Source organism: Winogradskyella immobilis (assembly GCF_021887715.1).
GTDB lineage: Bacteria > Bacteroidota > Bacteroidia > Flavobacteriales > Flavobacteriaceae > Winogradskyella > Winogradskyella immobilis.
In genome coordinates this window covers 1-19,452 of sequence record NZ_JAIQXX010000017.1, presented here as the reverse complement: position 1 = coordinate 19,452, position 19,452 = coordinate 1, and the positions used below count along the sequence as shown (strand labels likewise).

Sequence of the window (19,452 nt, the reverse complement as noted above, 5' to 3'; positions counted from 1 at the left end):
TCTTACTCAACTCACCCCTAAAACATACTTCTTAGGAGTAGTTCCATATTTCTTTTTAAATGCTGCAATAAAATGACTTGCTGTACTATAACCTACTTTTAAGCCTACCTCATTAACATTATAAGTGCCCGACTCTAAAAGTTTGCGTGCGACTTCCATTTTATAATCGAACAAAAAGCTATAAACCGTATCGCCATAGATTTGTTTAAAACCTTCCTTTAATTTCTTTAGACTTAAACCTATAGTATCTGCCAACTCTTGTAAGCTTGGTGGCTCTGCCATTTGCGCAGTAATAATATCTTTTGCTCTTTTAAGTTTGGCTACATTAACCTCATCTACAAGAAATGGACATTGCTCTATATCGGCATCTTCACTTCTATTAAAAAAGAGGCTTAATAGTTCGTAAGCTTTACCTTTAAAATAAAGCTGTTTAATTGAGATGTTTAAACTAAAACTCAATAATTGATTTAAAACTATCGCCATTGATGGAGAAATTTTTCCATCTTTATAATACTTTTTATTTCTGTTGTCATCGGTTAAGAATGTTACATAATTAGCATCTTCAGAAAATAATCCATGAAATTTTTTAATTGAAATGACTAACGATACTAAATATGAGTTTGGTTCTGTTTCTAAATGAATCGGCAAGTCACGCTCAGGATTATATAATAGTAACGATGTATCTGCTTTAATATCTAAACGATATCGTCCTTCATTAAACACAAATACAGCTTTGCCTTTAGTGCAAAAATGAAATTGAATATAACTATTATCAATAGCGCGTTCTAAAATTTCAACAGCTTCTGTTTCGTTTTTATATGCTAATACAAAAAAGCCTTCTTCAATATAGGTTTCATTAAAAGCACTTGTAGCGATACTTTTTTTAACAATACTTTCAGATTTCATATTGATGTTATTTAGATTCGTTCTAAACAAAAATTAGAAAAACCCTTGTTAACACTACAAAAATATAAGATTTATTGTATTCTATTAAAAAAGAAACTTAAAAAACCACAAACGACACTAAAAGTTCTTTAAGCGTTATTTTTATCTGAATAACAAAATTATTTTTGCGTGGTTAATTCTATTGATAGATAAACGAAAAATGCAACAACAAAAGCGCACATACTTCTATGCTATAGGTCTCAGCTATAAAAAAGCAGATGCTGAAGTGCGTGGTCATTTTAGTTTGAGTGAGACAGCAAAACTTAACTTGTTATCTCAAGCAAAAAATAATGGTATTGAGAGTGTTTTAGTAGTTTCTACATGTAACCGTACTGAATTGTATGGATTTGCAGAGCATCCATATCAATTAATTCATCTCTTGTGCGAAAACACAAAAGGTACTGTTGAAGCCTTCCAAGAGGTTGCTTATATCTACAAAAATAAAGATGCTATTTCGCATATGTTTAGAGTAGGTTCTGGTTTAGATAGTCAAATACTCGGAGATTTTGAAATCATAGGTCAACTAAAACATGGAGCTAAACAAGCTAAAAAAGAAGGTTTGCTAAACTCGTATTTAGAACGTTTAGTAAATTCTGTAATCCAAGCGAGTAAACGTATTAAAACAGAAACCGAATTGTCTTCTGGTGCTACTTCTGTATCCTTTGCTTCTGTTCAATATATTATGAATACGGTTCTGAACATTTCAGAAAAAAATATTTTACTTTTTGGTACTGGCAAAATAGGAAGAAACACTTGTGAAAACTTAGTAAAACATACTAAAAATTCTCATATTACATTAATAAATAGAACTAAAGATAAAGCTGAAGCCATTGCGGGTAAGTTTAATTTAATCGTTAAAGATTACCAAGATTTAGAAACAGAAATTATTAATACTGATATTCTGATTGTTGCTACAGGTGCTGAGAATCCCACCATTTCTAAATCGATTTTACAATCTAAAAAAGCATTATTGATTCTAGATTTATCGATTCCTAAAAATGTAAATGAAGATGTAAAAACATTAGATAATGTAACTCTAGTGCATTTAGATGATTTAGCTAAAATTACCGACAATACTTTAGAAAAACGCAAAACATACATCCCAGAAGCTGAAGCTATTATCTCTGATGTTATGTCTGAGTTTAATACATGGTTAGCGACTTTGAAATTTGTACCTACTGTACAAGCTATAAAACATAAGCTTACGCATATAAAAAACTCTGAATTAAATACGCAGCGCAAAAAAATCACAGATTTTAACGAAGAACAAGCTGAGTTAATTAGCAATAATATCATTCAGAAAATCACCAATCATTTTGCACATCATTTAAGAGAAGATGGCAATACTTCAGATGAGAGCATAGAGCTCATCAAAAAAATATTTCAGTTAGAAACAACCAACAATGTCTAAAATTATTCGCATTGGTACTCGCGATAGCCAATTGGCTCTATGGCAAGCAAAAACCGTACAATCACAACTAGAACATTTAGGGCATAAAACCGTTTTAGTTCCTGTAAAATCCACTGGAGATCTTGTATTAAACAAACCTTTATATGAGCTTGGTATTACTGGTATTTTTACTAAAACTTTGGATATTGCTATGCTTAATGAAGATATTGATATCGCTGTACACTCACTAAAAGATGTTCCTACAGTTTTACCAAAAGGCATTGTACAAACTGCAGTACTTAAACGTGGCAACGTTAATGATACTTTGGTTTTTAAACATAATGAGGAGTTTCTTTCTGCCAGAGATGCTGTAATTGCAACAGGAAGCTTACGTCGACGTGCACAATGGTTAAATCGCTATCCTACGCATACTGTAGTTGGTATACGAGGTAATGTAAACTCACGGTTACAAAAGCTTGAAGATAACGATTGGAATGCTGCCATTTTTGCTGGCGCTGGTATTGGACGTTTAAATTTAACTCCTGAAAACTCAATTAATCTCGGTTGGATGATTCCTGCACCTGCACAAGGAGCTATTATGATTACTGCACTTGAAGCTGATGAAGAAATTAGAGCAATTTGTGCTGAACTTAATCATGAAGAAACAGACATCTGTACCCGTATAGAACGTGAATTTTTAAATCGTTTAGAAGGAGGTTGCACAGCTCCGATTGGAGCTTTGGCATATATTAAAAATGAAGAAATTAATTTTAAAGGCATCCTACTAAGTAAAGATGGCACTAAAAAAATTGAAGTTTCTAAAGTTGCTCCCTTAAATAAAAAGGATGATATCGCAGAATTCTGTGCTGATTATATTATAGGAAAAGGTGGAAAAACGCTTATGGACCAAATAAAACAAGGAGACAAAGCGACCAATATCTATTCTACTAAAAAACTAACAGAAGGTCAATCCGCCTTATTTCATAATACCGTTGTTGCAGAAAGTAATGATGCCATAAAGATTAGCTTAAACCGTATTTCAAAACATACTATTAAAGCTGAAATTAAAAATGTAATTATCACTAGTAAAAATGCTGTAGAAGCCTTACTAACTAACTTTTCGCCTGAAGAATTGCAGTTTAAAAACATATACTGTGTAGGCCGACGTACAAAACGAATGGTTGAAAAACGTATCGGTAAAGTAACGCATACAGAGCCTAATGCTAAAAAACTTGCTGACTATTTAGTGGATTATATTGAAGGTACTGAAGTGACTTACTTCTGTAGTGATTTACGATTAGATGATTTACCAAATACATTAGCTGAAAATCATATAAAAGTCAATGAAATAGAAGCATACCAAACTAAGTTTGATGCTGATAAAGTTGAAAATAGTTTAGATGGTGTAATGTTTTACAGTCCATCTACGGTTGAAAGTTTTTTAAAACAAAACAAAGCCAATGGTATCGCTTTTTGTATTGGTGAAACCACAGCAAAAGTAGCTCAAAAGCATTTTGAAGATGTACGTATTGCTAAAGTACCAACTGTTGAAAGTGTTATTGAATTAGTGAATGAGTATTATATTTAGTTGTCATTCCTGCCTTCGCAGGAATCCACAAAAAAAGTTATAAAGTTCAATTAAAAAAGATTCCTGCCTTCGCAGGAATGACAGATAAATGATAAAAAACGATTTATTTTTAAGAGCACTAAAAGGAGAAACTGTTGAGCGTCCACCTGTTTGGATGATGCGTCAAGCTGGGCGTTATTTACCAGAATTCATGGAAATAAAAGCCAAATACGATTTCTTTACACGTTGTCAAACCCCAGAACTTGCCAGCGAAATTACAGTACAACCTATACGTCGGTATGGTATGGATGCCGCTATTTTATTTTCGGATATTTTAGTTATTCCGCAAGCCATGAATATTGAGGTACAAATGAAACCTGATTTCGGCCCTTACTTACCAAACCCTGTACGCTCACAAAAAGATGTAGATAATGTGATTGTTCCTGATGTAAAGGAAGCTTTAAATTACGTTTACGAAGCTATAAAAGCAACCAAAGAAAAACTAAATAATGAGATTCCATTAATTGGCTTTGCTGGTTCTCCATGGACTATTTTATGTTATTGCGTGCAAGGGCAAGGCAGTAAAAACTTTGATAAAGCTAAAGAGTTTTGTTTTACAAATCCAATTGCGGCACATCAATTATTACAGAAGATTACAGATACAACTATAGCGTATTTAAAAGAAAAAGTGAAAGCTGGTTGTAATGCGGTACAAGTTTTTGATTCTTGGGGAGGTATGTTGTCTCCTGTAGATTATCAAGAGTTTTCTTGGCAGTACATTCAGCAAATCATTGATGCTCTAAAAGACGATGCTCCAGTGATTGCTTTTGGTAAAGGCTGTTGGTTTGCTTTAGATGTAATGGCAAAATCTGGGGCTTCTGCCTTAGGAGTAGATTGGACTTGCTCAGCACGTAATGCCCGTTATTTAACTGGTGGAAATATTACATTACAAGGTAATTTTGATCCTACACGATTATTTTCTCCTCCTTCCGAAATCAAAAAAATGGTCACTCAAATGATTAACGATTTTGGAAAAGATAAATACATTGTAAATTTAGGGCATGGTATTTTACCTAATATCCCGTTAGATAATGCTAAAGCGTTTATTGATGCTGTAAAAGAATATAAGTCTTAAATTGTTAAGACCTATTACGTAACACATTATCGTTTTATGCGTCTTGTTTAGTAGACAAGTTCTATTAATCAAAAACTAAAAGAGATGATTCAAAATATAATTAGAGGACTTCAAGTTTATACTGGTGCTTATGGTTTAATTTCAAAACTGAAATTATGGAAGTACTTTGTTATTCCTATGATAATTAGTTTTGTGGTATCCATACTTATTCTTATTGCGGCTTATAGTCTATCCGATAATCTTGGTGAATGGATAGCTAGTGTTTGGGTATGGGAATTTGGAAAAGAAACGTTTACCTTCATTTCAACAATAATAGCGGCAATAATTATTTTCTTTATTGGAGCTTTTCTATTCAAGCATATAATAATGGCGCTGTCTTCACCATTTATGAGTCCTGTTTCAGAAAAAATAGAGAGTTTTTATACAGGGCAACCTGCTAAAAATTATATAAAAACTTCGTTTACAAAACAACTGCTTAGAGGCATTAGAATAAGTTTAAGAAACTTGTCTCAAGAACTATTATTTACCATCCCTATTTTACTTCTAAAATTTATACCTGTTGTAAATATATTTTCTACAGCTTTGTTATTTATAATGCAAGCCTACTATGCTGGTTTTGGAAATATGGATTACACGTTAGAACGCCATTTTACATATAAAGAAAGTGTTGCTTTTATTCGTAAAAATAGAGGGTTAGCCATAGGTAATGGTATCGGGTTTTTACTACTACTGTTTATCCCTGTAATTGGTGTTATTTTGGTTTTACCTTTAAGTGTTACCTCAGCATCTGTAATTGCTGTTGATTTACTGTATGAGCCTGATGATGATTATATTGGTTTTGAACCTTTTGAAAAACTAAAGGCTTAATTTATGATTGCACAATTTGAAGGTTTTGAGATTAATTCAATCCATCAAGGAGATGCATGGAAAATTTGCAATTTCGCTGTATCAAATGCAGATCGTTTAAACCCTTATTTTCCAATAACGTTAGAGCAAAATCTAAATCCAACATTATCTAAATTATTTGTAGATAAAAAAGTAAAAGCATTTATAAATAAAGAAGAATTCTTATTCACACTTAAACATTCTGAAACTAGAGAGCTTGTTGGTTTAATCTATATTAAAGAACTAGATTGGGATAAAAAACAAGGTGAATTTGCCTATTGTATTGGATATCCATTTGAAGGAAAAGGACTAATCTCTAAATCTATAGGTCATTTATCTACTTATGCTTTTACTACTTTAGGTATAGAAACGCTTCAAATTATAACACATAAAGATAATTTAGGAAGTGTTCAAGTAGCGAAAAAGAATACTTTTGAGTGGCAAAAAACACTACTAAAAGAATACACACCTCCGGGCAAAGATCCATTAGATATGGAATTATACGAATTATATAAAAAGCAATAATCCTGCAAGGTTTTTAAAACCTTGTAGGTATTTAATCATTAACCATAAATGAAACTCGAACGCTTAGAAAAAGATCATTTCTACCATATTTATAACAGAGGAATTAATGGAAATCCCATTTTTCTTACTGACGAAAATAAAAGGTATTTTCTAGAGCTTGCAGGGAAGTATTTAAATGGTAACGTTTCTATTATTTCGTTTTGCCTCTTAAACAATCATTATCATTTTTTAGTAAAAATAATAGATAGCCCAGATATTGTAACTCAAGCATTTTCAAATCTTTTTAATGCTTATGTTAAGGCTTTTAATAAACAAAATAATAGAACAGGAAGTTTATTTGAAAAACATTTTAAACGAAAAAAAATCGATTCAGAAAGTTATTTAAAAACACTGTTTTGTTACATACACCGTAACCCTTCTAAGAATTGGGAAGGCTTTCGTTATTCATCATATCATTATTATGTAAATTCTAATTCTACAAATTATTTTGAATTGAATAAAACTTATGTTTTAAGTTTGTTTGATGATTTAGAAAATCTGAAAATTTCTCATTATAATTTTAAGAATGGAGACCTACAAGGTTTTGAAAACCTCGCAGATCAAATGCAGAATAAAAAAGATAATTTGGAAGATTATAATGATTCTGATTTAAATACTACTTCAATGAAAGATAAATTCTTTAAATACATACAAGACCTTCAAAACACGATTACATCTAAATTAGAAAGCATTGATGGTAAAGCAACGTTTCAAGAAGACATTTGGAAACGTCCTGAAGGCGGTGGAGGTCGAACACGTGTTATAGAAAACGGTAAAGTATTTGAAAAAGGAGGTGTAAATATTTCTGGCGTACACGGAAAACTACCAGAGAGTATGCAAAACTATTTTGGTGTTAAAGACGCTGATTTTTTTGCTTGTGGCTTAAGCTTGGTCTTACACCCTAAAAATCCTATGGTGCCAACTGTACATGCCAATTGGCGTTATTTTGAAATGTATAATTCGCAAGGTGAAATCGTTGATAGCTGGTTTGGTGGCGGTCAAGATTTAACGCCTTATTATTTATTTGAAGACGATGCCAAACACTTTCATAAAGTATGTAAAATTGCTTGCGATAAACACAGTGCTGAGTTTTATTCAACATATAAAACAAAGTGTGATACTTATTTTTATAATGCACACCGAAATGAAGCTCGTGGTATAGGTGGCTTGTTTTTTGATTATTGTAAAAAAACAGAGGCCATGAGTATGGAAAACTGGTACGACTTTGTAACCGAAGTTGGCAATAGTTTTTTAGAAAGCTATGTGCCTATTGTAGAAAAACGAAAAGCACTATCTTATACAGAAGCACAACGCAATTGGCAAGAAATTCGTCGTGGACGTTATGTAGAATTTAATTTAGTACATGATAAAGGCACTTTGTTTGGTCTAAAAACCAATGGTAGAATAGAAAGTATACTCATGAGTTTACCTCCGCATGTACAATGGGTTTACAACCATCATCCAGAAGAAGGCAGTGAAGAAGAAAAATTAATTAAAATATTGCAAAATCCTATTGATTGGGTATAAATAAAGTTAAATGTCAGGTTGAGCGCAGTCGAAACCTCTTTGAATTACTAAAAATATAAATTTATGTTCCCACTAAAAAGAAATAGACGCCTAAGAACTAATGAAACTATTAGAGGTTTAGTTCGTGAAAATCATATTACTGCAAATGATTTTTTAGTACCGCTTTTTATTGTAGAAGGTAAAGGTATTAAAGAAGAAATTGCATCTATGCCTAACTACTATCGGTACAGTTTAGATCAATTAGAAACTGAGTTGCATGAGCTTTGGTCTCTTGGTTTAAAATCGGTTTTACTGTTTGTAAAAGTCCCTGATAATTTAAAAGATAATGAAGGTAAAGAAGCTATAAATCCTAACGGATTGATGCAGCGCTCTATTAAATACATTAAAAGTCTATACCCTGAAATGCTGGTTATGACAGATGTGGCTTTAGATCCATATTCTGCTTATGGGCATGATGGTATTATTGATAAAGGAAAAATTGTAAATGATAATACTGCAGATTTTCTAGCACAGATGAGTTTATCTCATGCTGAAGCAGGTGCTGATTTTGTAGCGCCAAGCGATATGATGGATGGTCGTATTCTTTTGATTCGTGAAACTTTAGAGGATAACGGATTTACAGATGTTGGTATTATGAGTTACTCTGCTAAATATGCCTCTGCGTTTTATGGTCCTTTCCGTGATGCTCTAGATTCTGCTCCGGTTGATATGGCAGATATTCCAAAAGACAAAAAAACCTATCAAATGGATTCTGCTAATCGTATAGAAGCGCTTAGAGAAACTGAAATGGATATTGATGAAGGTGCAGATATTGTGATGGTAAAACCAGGCATGCCTTATTTAGATATAGTCCGTGATGTTAAAAATGAATTTGATGTTCCTGTTGCTGTATATCAAGTCTCTGGAGAATATGCCATGTTAAAAGCAGCTGCAGAAAAAGGATGGCTTAACCACGATGAAGTTATGTTAGAAAGTATTATTGCGTTTAAACGTGCTGGTGCAGATATTATAGCTTCCTATTTTGCAAAGGATATACTTAAAATTATAAATATATAACAGAAGTTTCAACACATTTATAAAATTTGTCACCTTGAGCGTAGTCGAAAGGTTGCTAAAGATGTTATGAAGCTGATATCTTAAAAACAACTATTTAAGCTACTTTCTTAATTAAATCGAAACAAGGGCATTTTTTGCAGCGTTTGCATTCTGCCTTTTTATATTTTTTACAACATTTAGACTTAACATCTCCAAGTCCGTCTACCCCAATAGTTTTAATATTAGCTATACGTGCTTTTTTAAGTTTTTTCGCTTTCTTTTTTTTGCCCACGACAATGTTTTCTAAATCGTATGCAAAAATAGTTGTTTATATTTAATCTAAATAAAATTTAACATTTTTAAACTTGAGGATCTAGTCCTGCAGCAGAATTAACAGTTAACTGTTGTATATCTCTATCAAAAAGATAAAGTCCACCTTTGTCATCACCAATCATGTTTACTTTATCTAGTATTGTTCTCGCTACTGCTTCTTCTTCAATTTGCTCTGACACATACCATTGTAAAAAGTTATGCGTAGCGTAATCTCTTTCTTGAAGTGACGTATGTACTAATTCGTTAATACTTTCTGATACAAAAATTTCATGCTTTAACAATAACTCAAACATCTCTTTAAAAGAAGTAAATGAAATACTTGGAGCACTTAATTCTGAGATTAACGCGTGTCCTCCTCGTTCGTTTACAAACTTTATTAGTTTAAGCATGTGTTCGCGTTCTTCATCCGATTGGTCGTACATAAAATTAGAAATACCTTCTAATCCTTTTACTTCAGCCCAAACTGCCATAGCTAAATATACTTGAGAGGATTCTGCTTCGATACGTATTTGCTTATTTAACGCCTGTTCTATAGTTTTTGATAACATGTCTTTTTTATTTTTTCAAAAGTAAAGATACTATTTTGATGAAATTTAATTATTAAAATAACCTTAAGTTTATTACTGTCTCTTAAAACATGAGTTGTTTAGGTTTCTTCTTTTTCTATAAGTTAATGCAAGGTTAATATTCTTCTTTTTTAAAAAAATATAGGGTTTTCTTCTATTTTTGAAGCATGAATACTAAGATCAAAGCCTTAATTACGCTTTCCATTCTAGGGCTTGTTGCGCTATCTTATATACAAGGCTATTTAATAAATAACACATACAAACTCAAAAAAGACACGTTTATTGAAAACACTAAGCGTTCTATTTCTGGATTTAATGAAGATGATGTTTTTGATCCTTTTAATGATCTACTATTTGAACATCTAATTAAAAAAATATCAGATTATAAGCTAAACAACATCAGCAAATCTGATCTATTTAACGATTACCAAAATTTTAAAGATTCAATTAATTCTAATTATATCTCAGCTTATAAGGCTGTTTTTAGAGATAGAAACATAGGCTATGATTTAAAATTTCATCGTCGTTTAAAATCAATTGTCATTTTTAATGATAATTCTAATGATACCATCTACTCTGAATCAGAACCTTTAAACATGATCCATATTATTGGTGAAGATTTTAATCCAAAAAAAGGCTATGTTACCAATAGATCTAAAACGCAAACCGATTACAATTCAGATTATATAGATACTAATGGTGTATGGCAGAGTTTAAATATAAATTTTGAAGTCGCCCGAGAAGATTATATTGTTGCAAACGATTGGAATAGTATTGTCTTAAGTCAAATGACAGGGCTTTTAGTATTATCTATACTCATCTTTATTTTGGTAATTAGTTTGCTTTATTATTCTATTAAAAATTTAATTACGCAAAAGAAAATTGCAGATATCAAAACTGACTTTGTTAATAACATTACACACGAATTTAAAACTCCTTTAGCCACATTAACTCTAGCAACTAAAATGTTAGAGAAAGATCAAGTAAAAGCAAAGCCTGACGTAATTGACACTACTATAAAAACCATTAACAGGCAAAGTAGTCGTTTACAAAAACTCTTAGACCAAGTTTTAGATAATAGTTTAGGTGCTGAACAACTTATACTTAATAAAACATCGCTAAACGCAAACGCATATGTCACTAATGTCTTAAATGATTTTATGCTATCTACAAAAGATCATACCGTTGAATTAACCAAAGATTTAGATACCAATATTACAATATCAGTCGACACGTTTTATTTTACAACGGCACTAATTAACATATTAGAAAATGCTATTAAATATGCTACTGATACTCCTAAAATTCATTGTAATTTATCTGCATCAGCAACACATTTTACAGTTGCAATAACGGATAATGGCATTGGCATTTCTGAACATCATAAAAAGCAAATCTTGGACAAGTTTTTTAGAATTGATCAAACTCAAATTCATAACGTTAAAGGCCTCGGCTTAGGACTATATTATACCAATGAAATTGTAAAAGCACATGACGGCAATATTAGTATTCAAAGTCAATTAGGCAAAGGTAGTACGTTTAATATCTCAATTCCATTAAAGTCGTAGATGAATACTAAAAAACATATTTTATTAGCAGAAGACGATCAAGATTTTGGAAATCTTTTAAAGCAATTTTTAGAGATTTCAGGGTTTAAAGTCACTTGGGTTAAACATGGCGAAGCTGCTTTAAACGCTTTTAAAACTAATACTTTTAATATCTGTGTTTTAGATGTAATGATGCCAAAACTAGATGGTTTTACTCTGGCTGAACATATTATAGAAGAACATCCTGAAGTTCCTTTTATTTTTTTAACGGCTCGTAAATTAAAAGAAGATAAAGTTAAAGGGCTGAAACTAGGAGCTGACGATTACATTGTTAAGCCTTTTGAAGCTGACGAATTAGTACTTCGATTGCATAATATTCTAAAGCGTAGTTCAAAAACACAAGTACAAAATATCTCTAAAGAACATAGTATTCAAATCAATGAATATACATTTAATTTAAAACGTTTAGAATTAGTGCATAAAGATTATAAGCAGCAACTTACAGAGAAAGAAGCTGCTTTAATTTTGTTTTTATTTCAACATAAAAACCAATTACTAAAACGCGAAGAAATTTTAAATGCAGTTTGGAAACAAGATGATTTTTTCTCTGGTCGTAGTATGGATGTTTTTATTAGTAGAATCCGTAAATACTTTAAAGAAGATGCTTCCATTTCTATTGAAAGCATTCGAGGAATCGGCTTAGAATTTAAAGTCCGTTAACAACACTATTAACTTAGGTTAATCATAAGTTAACAATGGTTTTTAACTGTTTTTTCAATAAAAGAAAATATACGTTTAATATTCTTTAATTCTAATTATTATGAAACAACGCTCTATCCATATTTTCTTTTTATTTATCAATACATTGGTAATTGCACAAATAACACCTGAAGAAAAAGGGTTTGTAGCTCATCAAATTATCGAAGCAAATGATACTATTAATTTTTATATCAAATACCCTAAAAATTCTATTCCTTCAGACTTATTTATACATATTGAAGGCTCATATGCTGGTCCTCTTTGGATAGAAACTGATCCTTGTTGTGTCTCATTAGATCCATTTAATCACGATTTGATTCCTGAAAATTATGCATATTTAATTTTCTCGAAACAAGGGTTTAAGTTTAGCGGAAAACCTAACGAGATACCAAAAAACTATTGGAAAAAGCAAACTCTAGATTTTAGAGTCAATCGTGTTGATGCTATAATTAAATATGTCAAAACACATATTTTTAATCCTAAAAATTTGGTTGTAATAGGAACTTCACAAGGAAGTGATGTTGTTGCCAAACTAGGTACAATAAATAATGATATCACTCATATAGGATTTTGGGGCAGCGGTGGACATAATCAGCTTGCTGATTTTATTATTAAATCTAGAAAAAATGTTTATAGAGGTAAAATCACCGAAGAACAATCAAAAATAATAATTGATTCCCTTTTAAATTTATTTCATGAATTTTATAAGAATCCTTCTCCAGACAAATTTTGGGATGATAATAGCTATTTAAGTTATGTTAGTTTTTCTAAACCACCTCTAGAAAGTCTTCTTAAAATCGATATTCCAATCTTTGTCGCTATAGGAACAAAAGACGAAAATGTCCCTATTGAAAGCTCATATGCTATTCCATTAGAATTTTGGAGAAAAGGCAAAGATAATCTCACATTTAAACATTACCCTCACTATGACCACAATTTCATTAGTATAAATGATGATGGTTCTGAAACTGATCATATTGATGAAGTCACAGCTGAATTTTTTGAATGGGTTAAAAAACATTAAATAAATTAACGGTTAATGCTAGGTTAACAATCCATGCTTCTTCTGTTTTTATGAAATCATCCTATATTTTTGTATCAGCATAAATCATTAAAAATCGAACAGTTATGAAAACTTTATTTCAAATTCTATGTATTACCTTTTTTTCGCTAAGTGTTAGCGCTCAATCTACAACACCACCAGATCCACCTGCACCACCGTCAAGCAGCTCAAATGGCTCTAGCTCTGTTTCCACAAGTAAATCTGATAACAGCTTACGTTTTAAAGCAAAATGGTCTAATAAATCACGTTATGATATATTAAAAAACTATTTATTAGATCAACTAGGCGAAGACGGATTAACTGTAAGTGGCAATACATACAAATGGTCTAAAGAATCTAATGCCTTTAATTGTAAATTAACTAGTAAAACTATGAATCTTTTTCTAGATTATAATGAAGCTAGTAGATCATTAAAGCAACAGGTTGATGATATGATGGACAATCTAAAATATGCGGCAGGCAATGGTAAACCTGAAGATAAAGTTAAACGTGCTCAAAAAGAAATTGAAAAACATGAACTTAAATACAGGAAAGCAGTAATTGAAATTGAACGCGCAAAAAAAGAGCTCGAAAGAGCAAAACGTGAACTAGAACGAAAAGAATTACTTAAAGAAAGAAAAGAGAAGTTTAAAAAGGAGTACAAAGAGCAGAAAGATAAGAAAGAGGGAAAATCTAATAATTTTGAACAACGAAGAGAAGCACTCGAAAAAAGAAATATCGAAAGAAAAATGGCTTTTAAAGAGCGGAAAGAAGCATTAGAACAGAGAAGAGAGGAAATCATTAAAGAGCGAAAGGTTAGAAAAAAAGAAATTCTTGAAAAACGAAAAGAATTGCTTAAAGAAAGAAAAGAGGAGATTGAAAAAGAAAAGGAAAAATCTATTTAAGTCTCTTAATAAAATTATTATCCCAAAGCTCTAATAAATTAAATTTATTAGAGCTTTTTTGTTTAAGGTATTCGTAATTATTTCTATCGCACTTGTTTTTTAACTATTTTAGCATAAACCAATATATTTAATGGCTTTATTAATTTTTTACGCTGTCATTTCCATTTTCTTTTCATTTTTATGTTCTATACTAGAGGCTGTGCTATTGAGTATTACACCTACATTTTTAAATCTAAAAAAGAATGAAGGTAAAACTTATGCTAAAGATTTAGAAGCTCTTAAAAAAGATGTAGACCGACCATTAATTGCAATACTTACTTTAAATACTATTGCCCATACTGTTGGTGCAATATTAGTTGGTGTACAAGCTAAAGTGGCTTATGTTGATTTATATGGCTCAGAAACACGTTCTGTTTTAGGGTTCGAATTTACAGAAGAAGCTATGGTGGCTGTTGTTTCTACTATAATGACTATTTTAATATTAGTTGCTTCTGAGATTATACCAAAAACAATCGGTGCTACATACTGGAAACAATTAGCAAATTTTACAACAAAAGCATTACATGTTTTAATTTTTCCACTAAAATGGACAGGTATTCTGTGGGTTTTACAACTCACAACAAAGTTAATTGGTGGTAAAGGTCATGGTAGTGTTTTAAGCCGTGAAGGTTTTGTTGCAATGACCGAAATTGCACATGAAGAAGGTGTATTTGAAGAAAACGAAAGCAAGGTTATTAAAAACTTACTTAACTTTAAAGATGTACAAGCTAAAGATGTAATGACGCCTCGAACAGTTATGAAAACTGAGAATGAAAGCATGACTATTGAAACATTTTTTAAGGCTAACTCTAATATTCGGTTTTCTCGCATTCCAGTATACACTGAAGACGCTGATAATATAACAGGTCTTGTTTTAAAAGACGATGTCTTTAAGGAAATGGCTCTTGGTAATGGCAATAAATTACTATCTGATGTAAAGCGGGATATTATTATTATAAGCCGAAGCCTACCAATACCTAAACTTTTTGAACAACTTGTTGCTAGTAGAAATCATATGGCATTGGTCGTTGACGAATACGGATCTGTCAGCGGATTAGTAACTATGGAAGATGTTATTGAAACTCTACTTGGATTAGAAATTATGGACGAAAGCGATAATGTTTCGGATCTGCAAATGCTTGCCAGAAAGAGTTGGGAAACTAGAGCCAAACGCTTAGGCTTAATTGATAATGAGAATCCTGAAAACTAATGGAAACCTGTTATATTGAAACTCCTCTTGGACATGCTGAAATTGTCGGTGATAAAGATGGAATTATATCTGTTTCAATATTAAATACTAACCAAGAGCTAAGCGAAACTATACCTGAATCACTTCTAGATTGTGTAACACAACTCAAAGCATATTTTAATGAAGAACGGAAAAGTTTTGATTTAAAACTAAATCCTAAAGGTACTGTTTTTCAGCAACGGGTATGGAAAGCTTTAGAGACTATTCCATATGGTAAAACCATATCTTATCTGCAATTATCTAAGCAACTTGGCGATCCAAAGGCAATCCGTGCTGTCGCCAGTGCTAATGGTAAAAATCCATTTTGGATTGTTGTGCCTTGTCATCGTGTTATTGGTAGTGATGGTAGTTTAACAGGATATGCTGGTGGTTTACATAGAAAACAATGGTTGCTTAACCATGAAAGTGAGTATAAACAACAATCTCTTTTTTAATTTGTTATATTTATTAGTATAAAACTCCATTTATGAAATTTCTAAAAAAGCTTTTAAAATGGATTATTGGCATTCTAGGTGTTATTATAATCTCAGCGTACATATTTGATTACGAATATATTCTTAAAGGTGTAAGAGTCGTTTATTTTACTGGCCATGTTTCTGCATTTATTGACGATTATCCTTATTTTGAAAATGACACTATAAAAAAAGGGACTCAAACCGATGCCTGGCCTTTTCATGAAAACTACAATACGGTTAATGCTACTCAAAAACTAAAAGACACCAATGAAGAACTAGGTTCCGTGGCTTATCTTATCATAAAAAATGATAGCCTATTTTATGAATGGTATGCAGATAATTATAGTAAAGATTCTAAAACAAATTCGTTTTCAATGGCTAAAAGCATAACGACGTCGCTTTTAGGCAAAGCTATTATGGAAGGTCATATTAAAAGTTTGGATCAACCTATCAGTGATTTTTACCCACAGTATTTAAAATCAAAAACTACGGTTGGTGATTTGTCTTCCATGGCATCTGGTTTAGATTGGGTAGAGCATTATACAAGTCCGTTTTCTATTACTGCAAGAGCAAATTATGATGATGACTTAGCAGAAACTATTTTAAACCAAAAAGTTGTAAAAACCCCAGGAAAATCCTTTGAATATCTAAGCGGAAGTACCCAATTATTAGGAATGATTATTGAAAAAGCAACTGGCAAAACATTAGCTAATTATCTGTCTGAAAGTTTTTGGCAACCTTTAGGCTGTGAAAGTGATGCCTTATGGCAATTAGATGATGACGAAAACCGATTAGCTAAAGCATTTTGTTGCATCTCTAGTAATGCTAGAGATTTTGGACGTTTCGGCAAATTATACAAAGATGGTGGTCAATGGAATGGGCAGCAAATTTTAGATTCTACTTTTGTAGCTAAAGCGATACAACCACGTTTTAAAGGTGAGCCTTATGGTTATGGATTTTGGATTAGTGATTACAAGGACAAACACATATTTGCAATGCGAGGTATATTAGGGCAATACGTCATTACTATCCCAGAAGACAATCTTATTATTGTTCGTTTGGGTCATCATATAGGTAGAGGTTTTGTTAATTCATTTTCTACAGATTTTTATACTTATATTGATGAAGCATATGCGATGTTGAATAATAACTAATTTCATGTGAAATGATTTCTAAATTAAATCTTGAGAACATATTATTTCTAGATATAGAAACAGTTCCAGAAACCGAGAATTTCTCCGATTTAGATAATACAAAACAAGACCTTTGGGAAGCAAAATCTAGATACCAACGAAAAAAAGACTTTACACCAGATGAATTCTATGATCGTGCTGGTATTTGGGCAGAGTTTGGAAAAATTATATGTATTTCTGTTGGGTATTTTAATATTGAAGGCGATATACGAACATTTAGAGTGACTTCGTTTTATGGTGATGAAATTAAAATTCTAAAAGATTTTAAAAACTTATTACTTTTTCATTTTAGTCAAACAAAACATTTACTCTGTGCGCATAATGGAAAAGAATTCGACTTTCCATACATTGCAAGACGCATGATTATTCATAATATAGAGTTACCCTATAAATTAAATCTTTTCGGCAAAAAACCTTGGGAAGTACCTCATCTAGATACTTTAGAATTATGGAAATTTGGAGATTATAAAACTTATACTTCTCTAAAATTACTCACTAATGTTTTAGGTATTCCTTCCCCAAAAGATGATATTGATGGTAGTGAGGTTTACAATGTTTATTATAAAGACAATAACATTGATCGTATTATCACCTATTGTGAAAAAGATACTATTGCTGTCGCTCAAATTTTCTTAAGGTTACGAGGAGATGATTTACTCAATGATGATGAGATTAAACATATATAGAAAAAAGGCCTAGAGATAAATTTACCTCTAAGCCCTTTTATGGTCGCTATTAACCAAAATTTACTCTTTAATAAATCGTCTTATAATTGTTTGTTCTTCTGTATAAAAGCGTATAAAATATACACCAACTTCTAATGCTTGTACTTTAATTTCATTCGTTCTTAATTTTCCTGTTGATATTTTTTGACCTAATGCATTATAAATATCATAATCTAAAAGTTCTAAAGTTGAATTTATTTTAATTGTATTTCCTTTTACTGGGTTTGGGTAAAGGCTCAATTCATTATTAGAGAATACTTCATCTCTAATCGCTATTTTCTCCTTTGTTTCTAAATTTCTAGCTCCCGCATTTGTATTAAGATTAAGATTGTCAAGTGCAAAATCTGCTTGCCAAATACCTCCTGTAATTCTATTGAATCTCAGTTGTACACTATTACCAATATAAGTGCTTAAATCGATACTTTGCGATAACCATTGATCTCCTTGATTGCCTGTTAAACTCCATAATGTAACCCAAGATTGTCCATCATCATTACTCGCTTCTAAAGCGACACTCCCAAAATCATTAGAGCCAAACATATGATAATCAAAATCAAATGTAGCAGAAGTGGTATTACTCAAATCAAAGCATGGTGAGTTTAATATGGCTTGCATGTTAGGAAATCCTGTGCCATTACCTGAAGCTTCAACATAAACATAGAAGCTACCATCATTTGCAAAACTTGGTCCCGTACCACTTGATGGTGTTCCATTAGCATCTATAGTCCAATTAATATCATCATTTGCTTCCTGACTCCAAGCACCTAATGTGTTTTCAAAACTTTCTGAATATGGGAATGTATCAATACCTCCAGAACAACTTTCAGGTAGAACAGGAGCTCCTTCTAATACGCTAACATTATCAAACGCGAAATCAGCTTGCCAAATACCTCCGGTTACTCTATTAAATCGTAATTGAACTCCACCTCCTACATAAGGTGTTAAATCTATAGCCTCTGTTAGCCATTGATTCCCTTGATTTCCTGTCCTATTCCATATACTTCTCCAAGTTTGCCCATCATCATCACTAATTTCTAAATCTATACTACCAAAATCATTTGAGCCAAACATATGATATTGAAAACTAAATGTGGCTTCATCTAAACTAGATAAATCAAAACATGGAGAGTTAAATATTGCTCGCATATTAGGGAAACCTGTTCCATTCTCTGAAGCTTCTACATACATATAAAAACTACCATCGATTGCCGCAGAAGGACCCGTTCCTTGAGACGGTGTAGTCCCTGAGTTTCTTGTCCAATCAATGTTGTCTACAGAAGATTGAGCCCAAGATCCAATTCCTCCTTCAAAACTTTCATTATATGGAAAAGTTGAAATTCCATTTGCACAACCATTAGCTACTTCATTAACATTAACTGTTCTGTCGACTGATGCACTGTTCCCTGCAGCATCACTAACACTATAAGTTACTATGTACACTCCTGCTATTGATGTATCTACTGAACCTGTGATAATTATATTCGGTGTTAAATCATCATCTATATTATCTGTTGCCGTTGCACCTAATTCTGTATAAGTATCTCCTACATTTAAATCAACTATTGATGATCCATTTAAAGTTATTACTGGT

20 protein-coding genes are annotated in these 19,452 nt (G+C 31.8%); 15 read left to right on the top strand and 5 right to left on the bottom strand.

The genetic code is table 11. The features are described from left to right. Positions 1 to 6: 6 nt before the first annotated feature. Positions 7 to 906 (bottom strand): AraC family transcriptional regulator, encoded by a 900-nt coding sequence (locus tag K8Z87_RS11370; RefSeq protein WP_227477686.1) that lies wholly within the window; start codon positions 904 to 906, stop codon positions 7 to 9. Positions 907 to 1,105: 199 nt separating this feature from the next. Between K8Z87_RS11370 and hemA the strand changes: the two genes are divergently transcribed. From hemA to hemB, 7 genes are all read left to right on the top strand, one after another. Beyond that, on the top strand, positions 1,106 to 2,356 hold the full coding sequence (gene hemA / locus K8Z87_RS11365) for a glutamyl-tRNA reductase (protein ID WP_227477685.1): 1,251 nt from the start codon (positions 1,106 to 1,108) through the stop codon (positions 2,354 to 2,356). After that, positions 2,349 to 3,923, top strand: coding sequence for a hydroxymethylbilane synthase (gene hemC, locus K8Z87_RS11360; RefSeq protein ID WP_227477684.1), 1,575 nt, complete (start codon positions 2,349 to 2,351; stop codon positions 3,921 to 3,923). Before hemA ends, hemC begins: the two co-directional genes overlap by 8 nt. Before the next feature lie 88 nt (positions 3,924 to 4,011). Continuing rightward, positions 4,012 to 5,037, top strand: a complete 1,026-nt coding sequence (gene hemE, locus K8Z87_RS11355; protein WP_227477683.1) for a uroporphyrinogen decarboxylase — start codon at positions 4,012 to 4,014, stop codon at positions 5,035 to 5,037. A gap of 84 nt (positions 5,038 to 5,121) precedes the next feature. Next, a complete protein-coding gene (locus tag K8Z87_RS11350) occupies positions 5,122 to 5,904 on the top strand; it encodes an EI24 domain-containing protein (protein ID WP_227477682.1) in 783 nt (260 codons plus the stop codon). A 3-nt stretch (positions 5,905 to 5,907) separates the two neighbouring features. Further along, the gene (locus tag K8Z87_RS11345; RefSeq protein ID WP_227477681.1) at positions 5,908 to 6,447 is read left to right on the top strand and encodes a GNAT family N-acetyltransferase; all 540 of its coding nucleotides are present in this window, start codon (positions 5,908 to 5,910) and stop codon (positions 6,445 to 6,447) included. A 663-nt stretch (positions 6,448 to 7,110) separates the two neighbouring features. Beyond that, a complete protein-coding gene (gene hemF, locus K8Z87_RS11340; protein WP_227477717.1) occupies positions 7,111 to 8,013 on the top strand; it encodes an oxygen-dependent coproporphyrinogen oxidase in 903 nt (300 codons plus the stop codon). Positions 8,014 to 8,076: 63 nt separating this feature from the next. Next, complete coding sequence (gene hemB, locus K8Z87_RS11335) at positions 8,077 to 9,069, top strand: porphobilinogen synthase (RefSeq protein WP_227477680.1); 993 nt, start codon at positions 8,077 to 8,079, stop codon at positions 9,067 to 9,069. 94 nt (positions 9,070 to 9,163) lie between these two features. Here hemB and K8Z87_RS11330 read toward each other — a convergent pair whose 3' ends face one another. The 3 genes from K8Z87_RS11330 to K8Z87_RS14025 all read right to left on the bottom strand — a co-directional run bounded on the left by K8Z87_RS11330 (position 9,164) and on the right by K8Z87_RS14025 (position 9,979). Continuing rightward, complete coding sequence (locus K8Z87_RS11330; protein WP_227477679.1) at positions 9,164 to 9,340, bottom strand: hypothetical protein; 177 nt, start codon at positions 9,338 to 9,340, stop codon at positions 9,164 to 9,166. Positions 9,341 to 9,407: 67 nt separating this feature from the next. Beyond that, the gene (locus K8Z87_RS11325; RefSeq protein ID WP_227477678.1) at positions 9,408 to 9,929 is read right to left on the bottom strand and encodes a ferritin; all 522 of its coding nucleotides are present in this window, start codon (positions 9,927 to 9,929) and stop codon (positions 9,408 to 9,410) included. Beyond that, positions 9,911 to 9,979: a hypothetical protein gene (locus K8Z87_RS14025; protein WP_407704201.1), complete on the bottom strand. Its 69-nt coding sequence runs from the start codon at positions 9,977 to 9,979 to the stop codon at positions 9,911 to 9,913. Before K8Z87_RS14025 ends, K8Z87_RS11325 begins: the two co-directional genes overlap by 19 nt. Positions 9,980 to 10,114: 135 nt before the next feature. Between K8Z87_RS14025 and K8Z87_RS11320 the strand changes: the two genes are divergently transcribed. From K8Z87_RS11320 to K8Z87_RS11285, 8 genes are all read left to right on the top strand, one after another. Then, positions 10,115 to 11,515: a sensor histidine kinase gene (locus K8Z87_RS11320; RefSeq protein ID WP_227477677.1), complete on the top strand. Its 1,401-nt coding sequence runs from the start codon at positions 10,115 to 10,117 to the stop codon at positions 11,513 to 11,515. Further along, positions 11,516 to 12,214 (top strand): response regulator transcription factor, encoded by a 699-nt coding sequence (locus K8Z87_RS11315; RefSeq protein ID WP_227477676.1) that lies wholly within the window; start codon positions 11,516 to 11,518, stop codon positions 12,212 to 12,214. It begins immediately after the preceding gene. 100 nt (positions 12,215 to 12,314) lie between these two features. Further along, positions 12,315 to 13,277, top strand: coding sequence for an alpha/beta hydrolase family protein (locus K8Z87_RS11310; RefSeq protein WP_227477675.1), 963 nt, complete (start codon positions 12,315 to 12,317; stop codon positions 13,275 to 13,277). Positions 13,278 to 13,381: 104 nt separating this feature from the next. Then, entirely contained in the window at positions 13,382 to 14,200 is an 819-nt protein-coding gene (locus K8Z87_RS11305; protein ID WP_227477674.1) for a hypothetical protein, read from the top strand. 130 nt (positions 14,201 to 14,330) lie between these two features. Further along, positions 14,331 to 15,449 carry a CNNM domain-containing protein gene (locus K8Z87_RS11300; protein ID WP_227477673.1) on the top strand — a complete coding sequence of 373 codons (1,119 nt, stop codon included), beginning with the start codon at positions 14,331 to 14,333 and terminating at the stop codon, positions 15,447 to 15,449. Continuing rightward, entirely contained in the window at positions 15,449 to 15,922 is a 474-nt protein-coding gene (locus K8Z87_RS11295) for a methylated-DNA--[protein]-cysteine S-methyltransferase (RefSeq protein ID WP_227477672.1), read from the top strand. Before K8Z87_RS11300 ends, K8Z87_RS11295 begins: the two co-directional genes overlap by 1 nt. 32 nt (positions 15,923 to 15,954) lie before the next feature. Beyond that, a complete protein-coding gene (locus tag K8Z87_RS11290) occupies positions 15,955 to 17,097 on the top strand; it encodes a serine hydrolase domain-containing protein (RefSeq protein ID WP_227477671.1) in 1,143 nt (380 codons plus the stop codon). Between the two features lie 11 nt (positions 17,098 to 17,108). After that, on the top strand, positions 17,109 to 17,822 hold the full coding sequence (locus K8Z87_RS11285; RefSeq protein ID WP_227477670.1) for a 3'-5' exonuclease: 714 nt from the start codon (positions 17,109 to 17,111) through the stop codon (positions 17,820 to 17,822). A gap of 60 nt (positions 17,823 to 17,882) precedes the next feature. Here K8Z87_RS11285 and K8Z87_RS11280 read toward each other — a convergent pair. Further along, the coding region (locus tag K8Z87_RS11280; RefSeq protein WP_227477669.1) for an immunoglobulin-like domain-containing protein at positions 17,883 to 19,452 on the bottom strand (1,570 nt) is incomplete at its 5' end.

Excerpts from the sequence above, each read along its gene's own strand:
- K8Z87_RS11320 (WP_227477677.1), top strand. The coding sequence starts at position 10,115 with ATGAATACTAAGATCAAAGCCTTAATTACGCTTTCCATTCTAGGGCTT.
- K8Z87_RS11325 (WP_227477678.1), bottom strand. The coding sequence starts at position 9,929 with ATGTTATCAAAAACTATAGAACAGGCGTTAAATAAGCAAATACGTATC.
- hemE (WP_227477683.1), top strand. The coding sequence starts at position 4,012 with ATGATAAAAAACGATTTATTTTTAAGAGCACTAAAAGGAGAAACTGTT.
- hemF (WP_227477717.1), top strand. The coding sequence starts at position 7,111 with ATGAAAGATAAATTCTTTAAATACATACAAGACCTTCAAAACACGATT.
- hemC (WP_227477684.1), top strand. The coding sequence starts at position 2,349 with ATGTCTAAAATTATTCGCATTGGTACTCGCGATAGCCAATTGGCTCTA.
- K8Z87_RS11310 (WP_227477675.1), top strand. The coding sequence starts at position 12,315 with ATGAAACAACGCTCTATCCATATTTTCTTTTTATTTATCAATACATTG.
- K8Z87_RS11285 (WP_227477670.1), top strand. The coding sequence starts at position 17,109 with ATGATTTCTAAATTAAATCTTGAGAACATATTATTTCTAGATATAGAA.
- K8Z87_RS11350 (WP_227477682.1), top strand. The coding sequence starts at position 5,122 with ATGATTCAAAATATAATTAGAGGACTTCAAGTTTATACTGGTGCTTAT.
- K8Z87_RS11315 (WP_227477676.1), top strand. The coding sequence starts at position 11,516 with ATGAATACTAAAAAACATATTTTATTAGCAGAAGACGATCAAGATTTT.
- K8Z87_RS11370 (WP_227477686.1), bottom strand. The coding sequence starts at position 906 with ATGAAATCTGAAAGTATTGTTAAAAAAAGTATCGCTACAAGTGCTTTT.
- hemA (WP_227477685.1), top strand. The coding sequence starts at position 1,106 with ATGCAACAACAAAAGCGCACATACTTCTATGCTATAGGTCTCAGCTAT.
- K8Z87_RS11345 (WP_227477681.1), top strand. The coding sequence starts at position 5,908 with ATGATTGCACAATTTGAAGGTTTTGAGATTAATTCAATCCATCAAGGA.
- K8Z87_RS11300 (WP_227477673.1), top strand. The coding sequence starts at position 14,331 with ATGGCTTTATTAATTTTTTACGCTGTCATTTCCATTTTCTTTTCATTT.
- K8Z87_RS11305 (WP_227477674.1), top strand. The coding sequence starts at position 13,382 with ATGAAAACTTTATTTCAAATTCTATGTATTACCTTTTTTTCGCTAAGT.
- K8Z87_RS11290 (WP_227477671.1), top strand. The coding sequence starts at position 15,955 with ATGAAATTTCTAAAAAAGCTTTTAAAATGGATTATTGGCATTCTAGGT.
- hemB (WP_227477680.1), top strand. The coding sequence starts at position 8,077 with ATGTTCCCACTAAAAAGAAATAGACGCCTAAGAACTAATGAAACTATT.
- K8Z87_RS11295 (WP_227477672.1), top strand. The coding sequence starts at position 15,449 with ATGGAAACCTGTTATATTGAAACTCCTCTTGGACATGCTGAAATTGTC.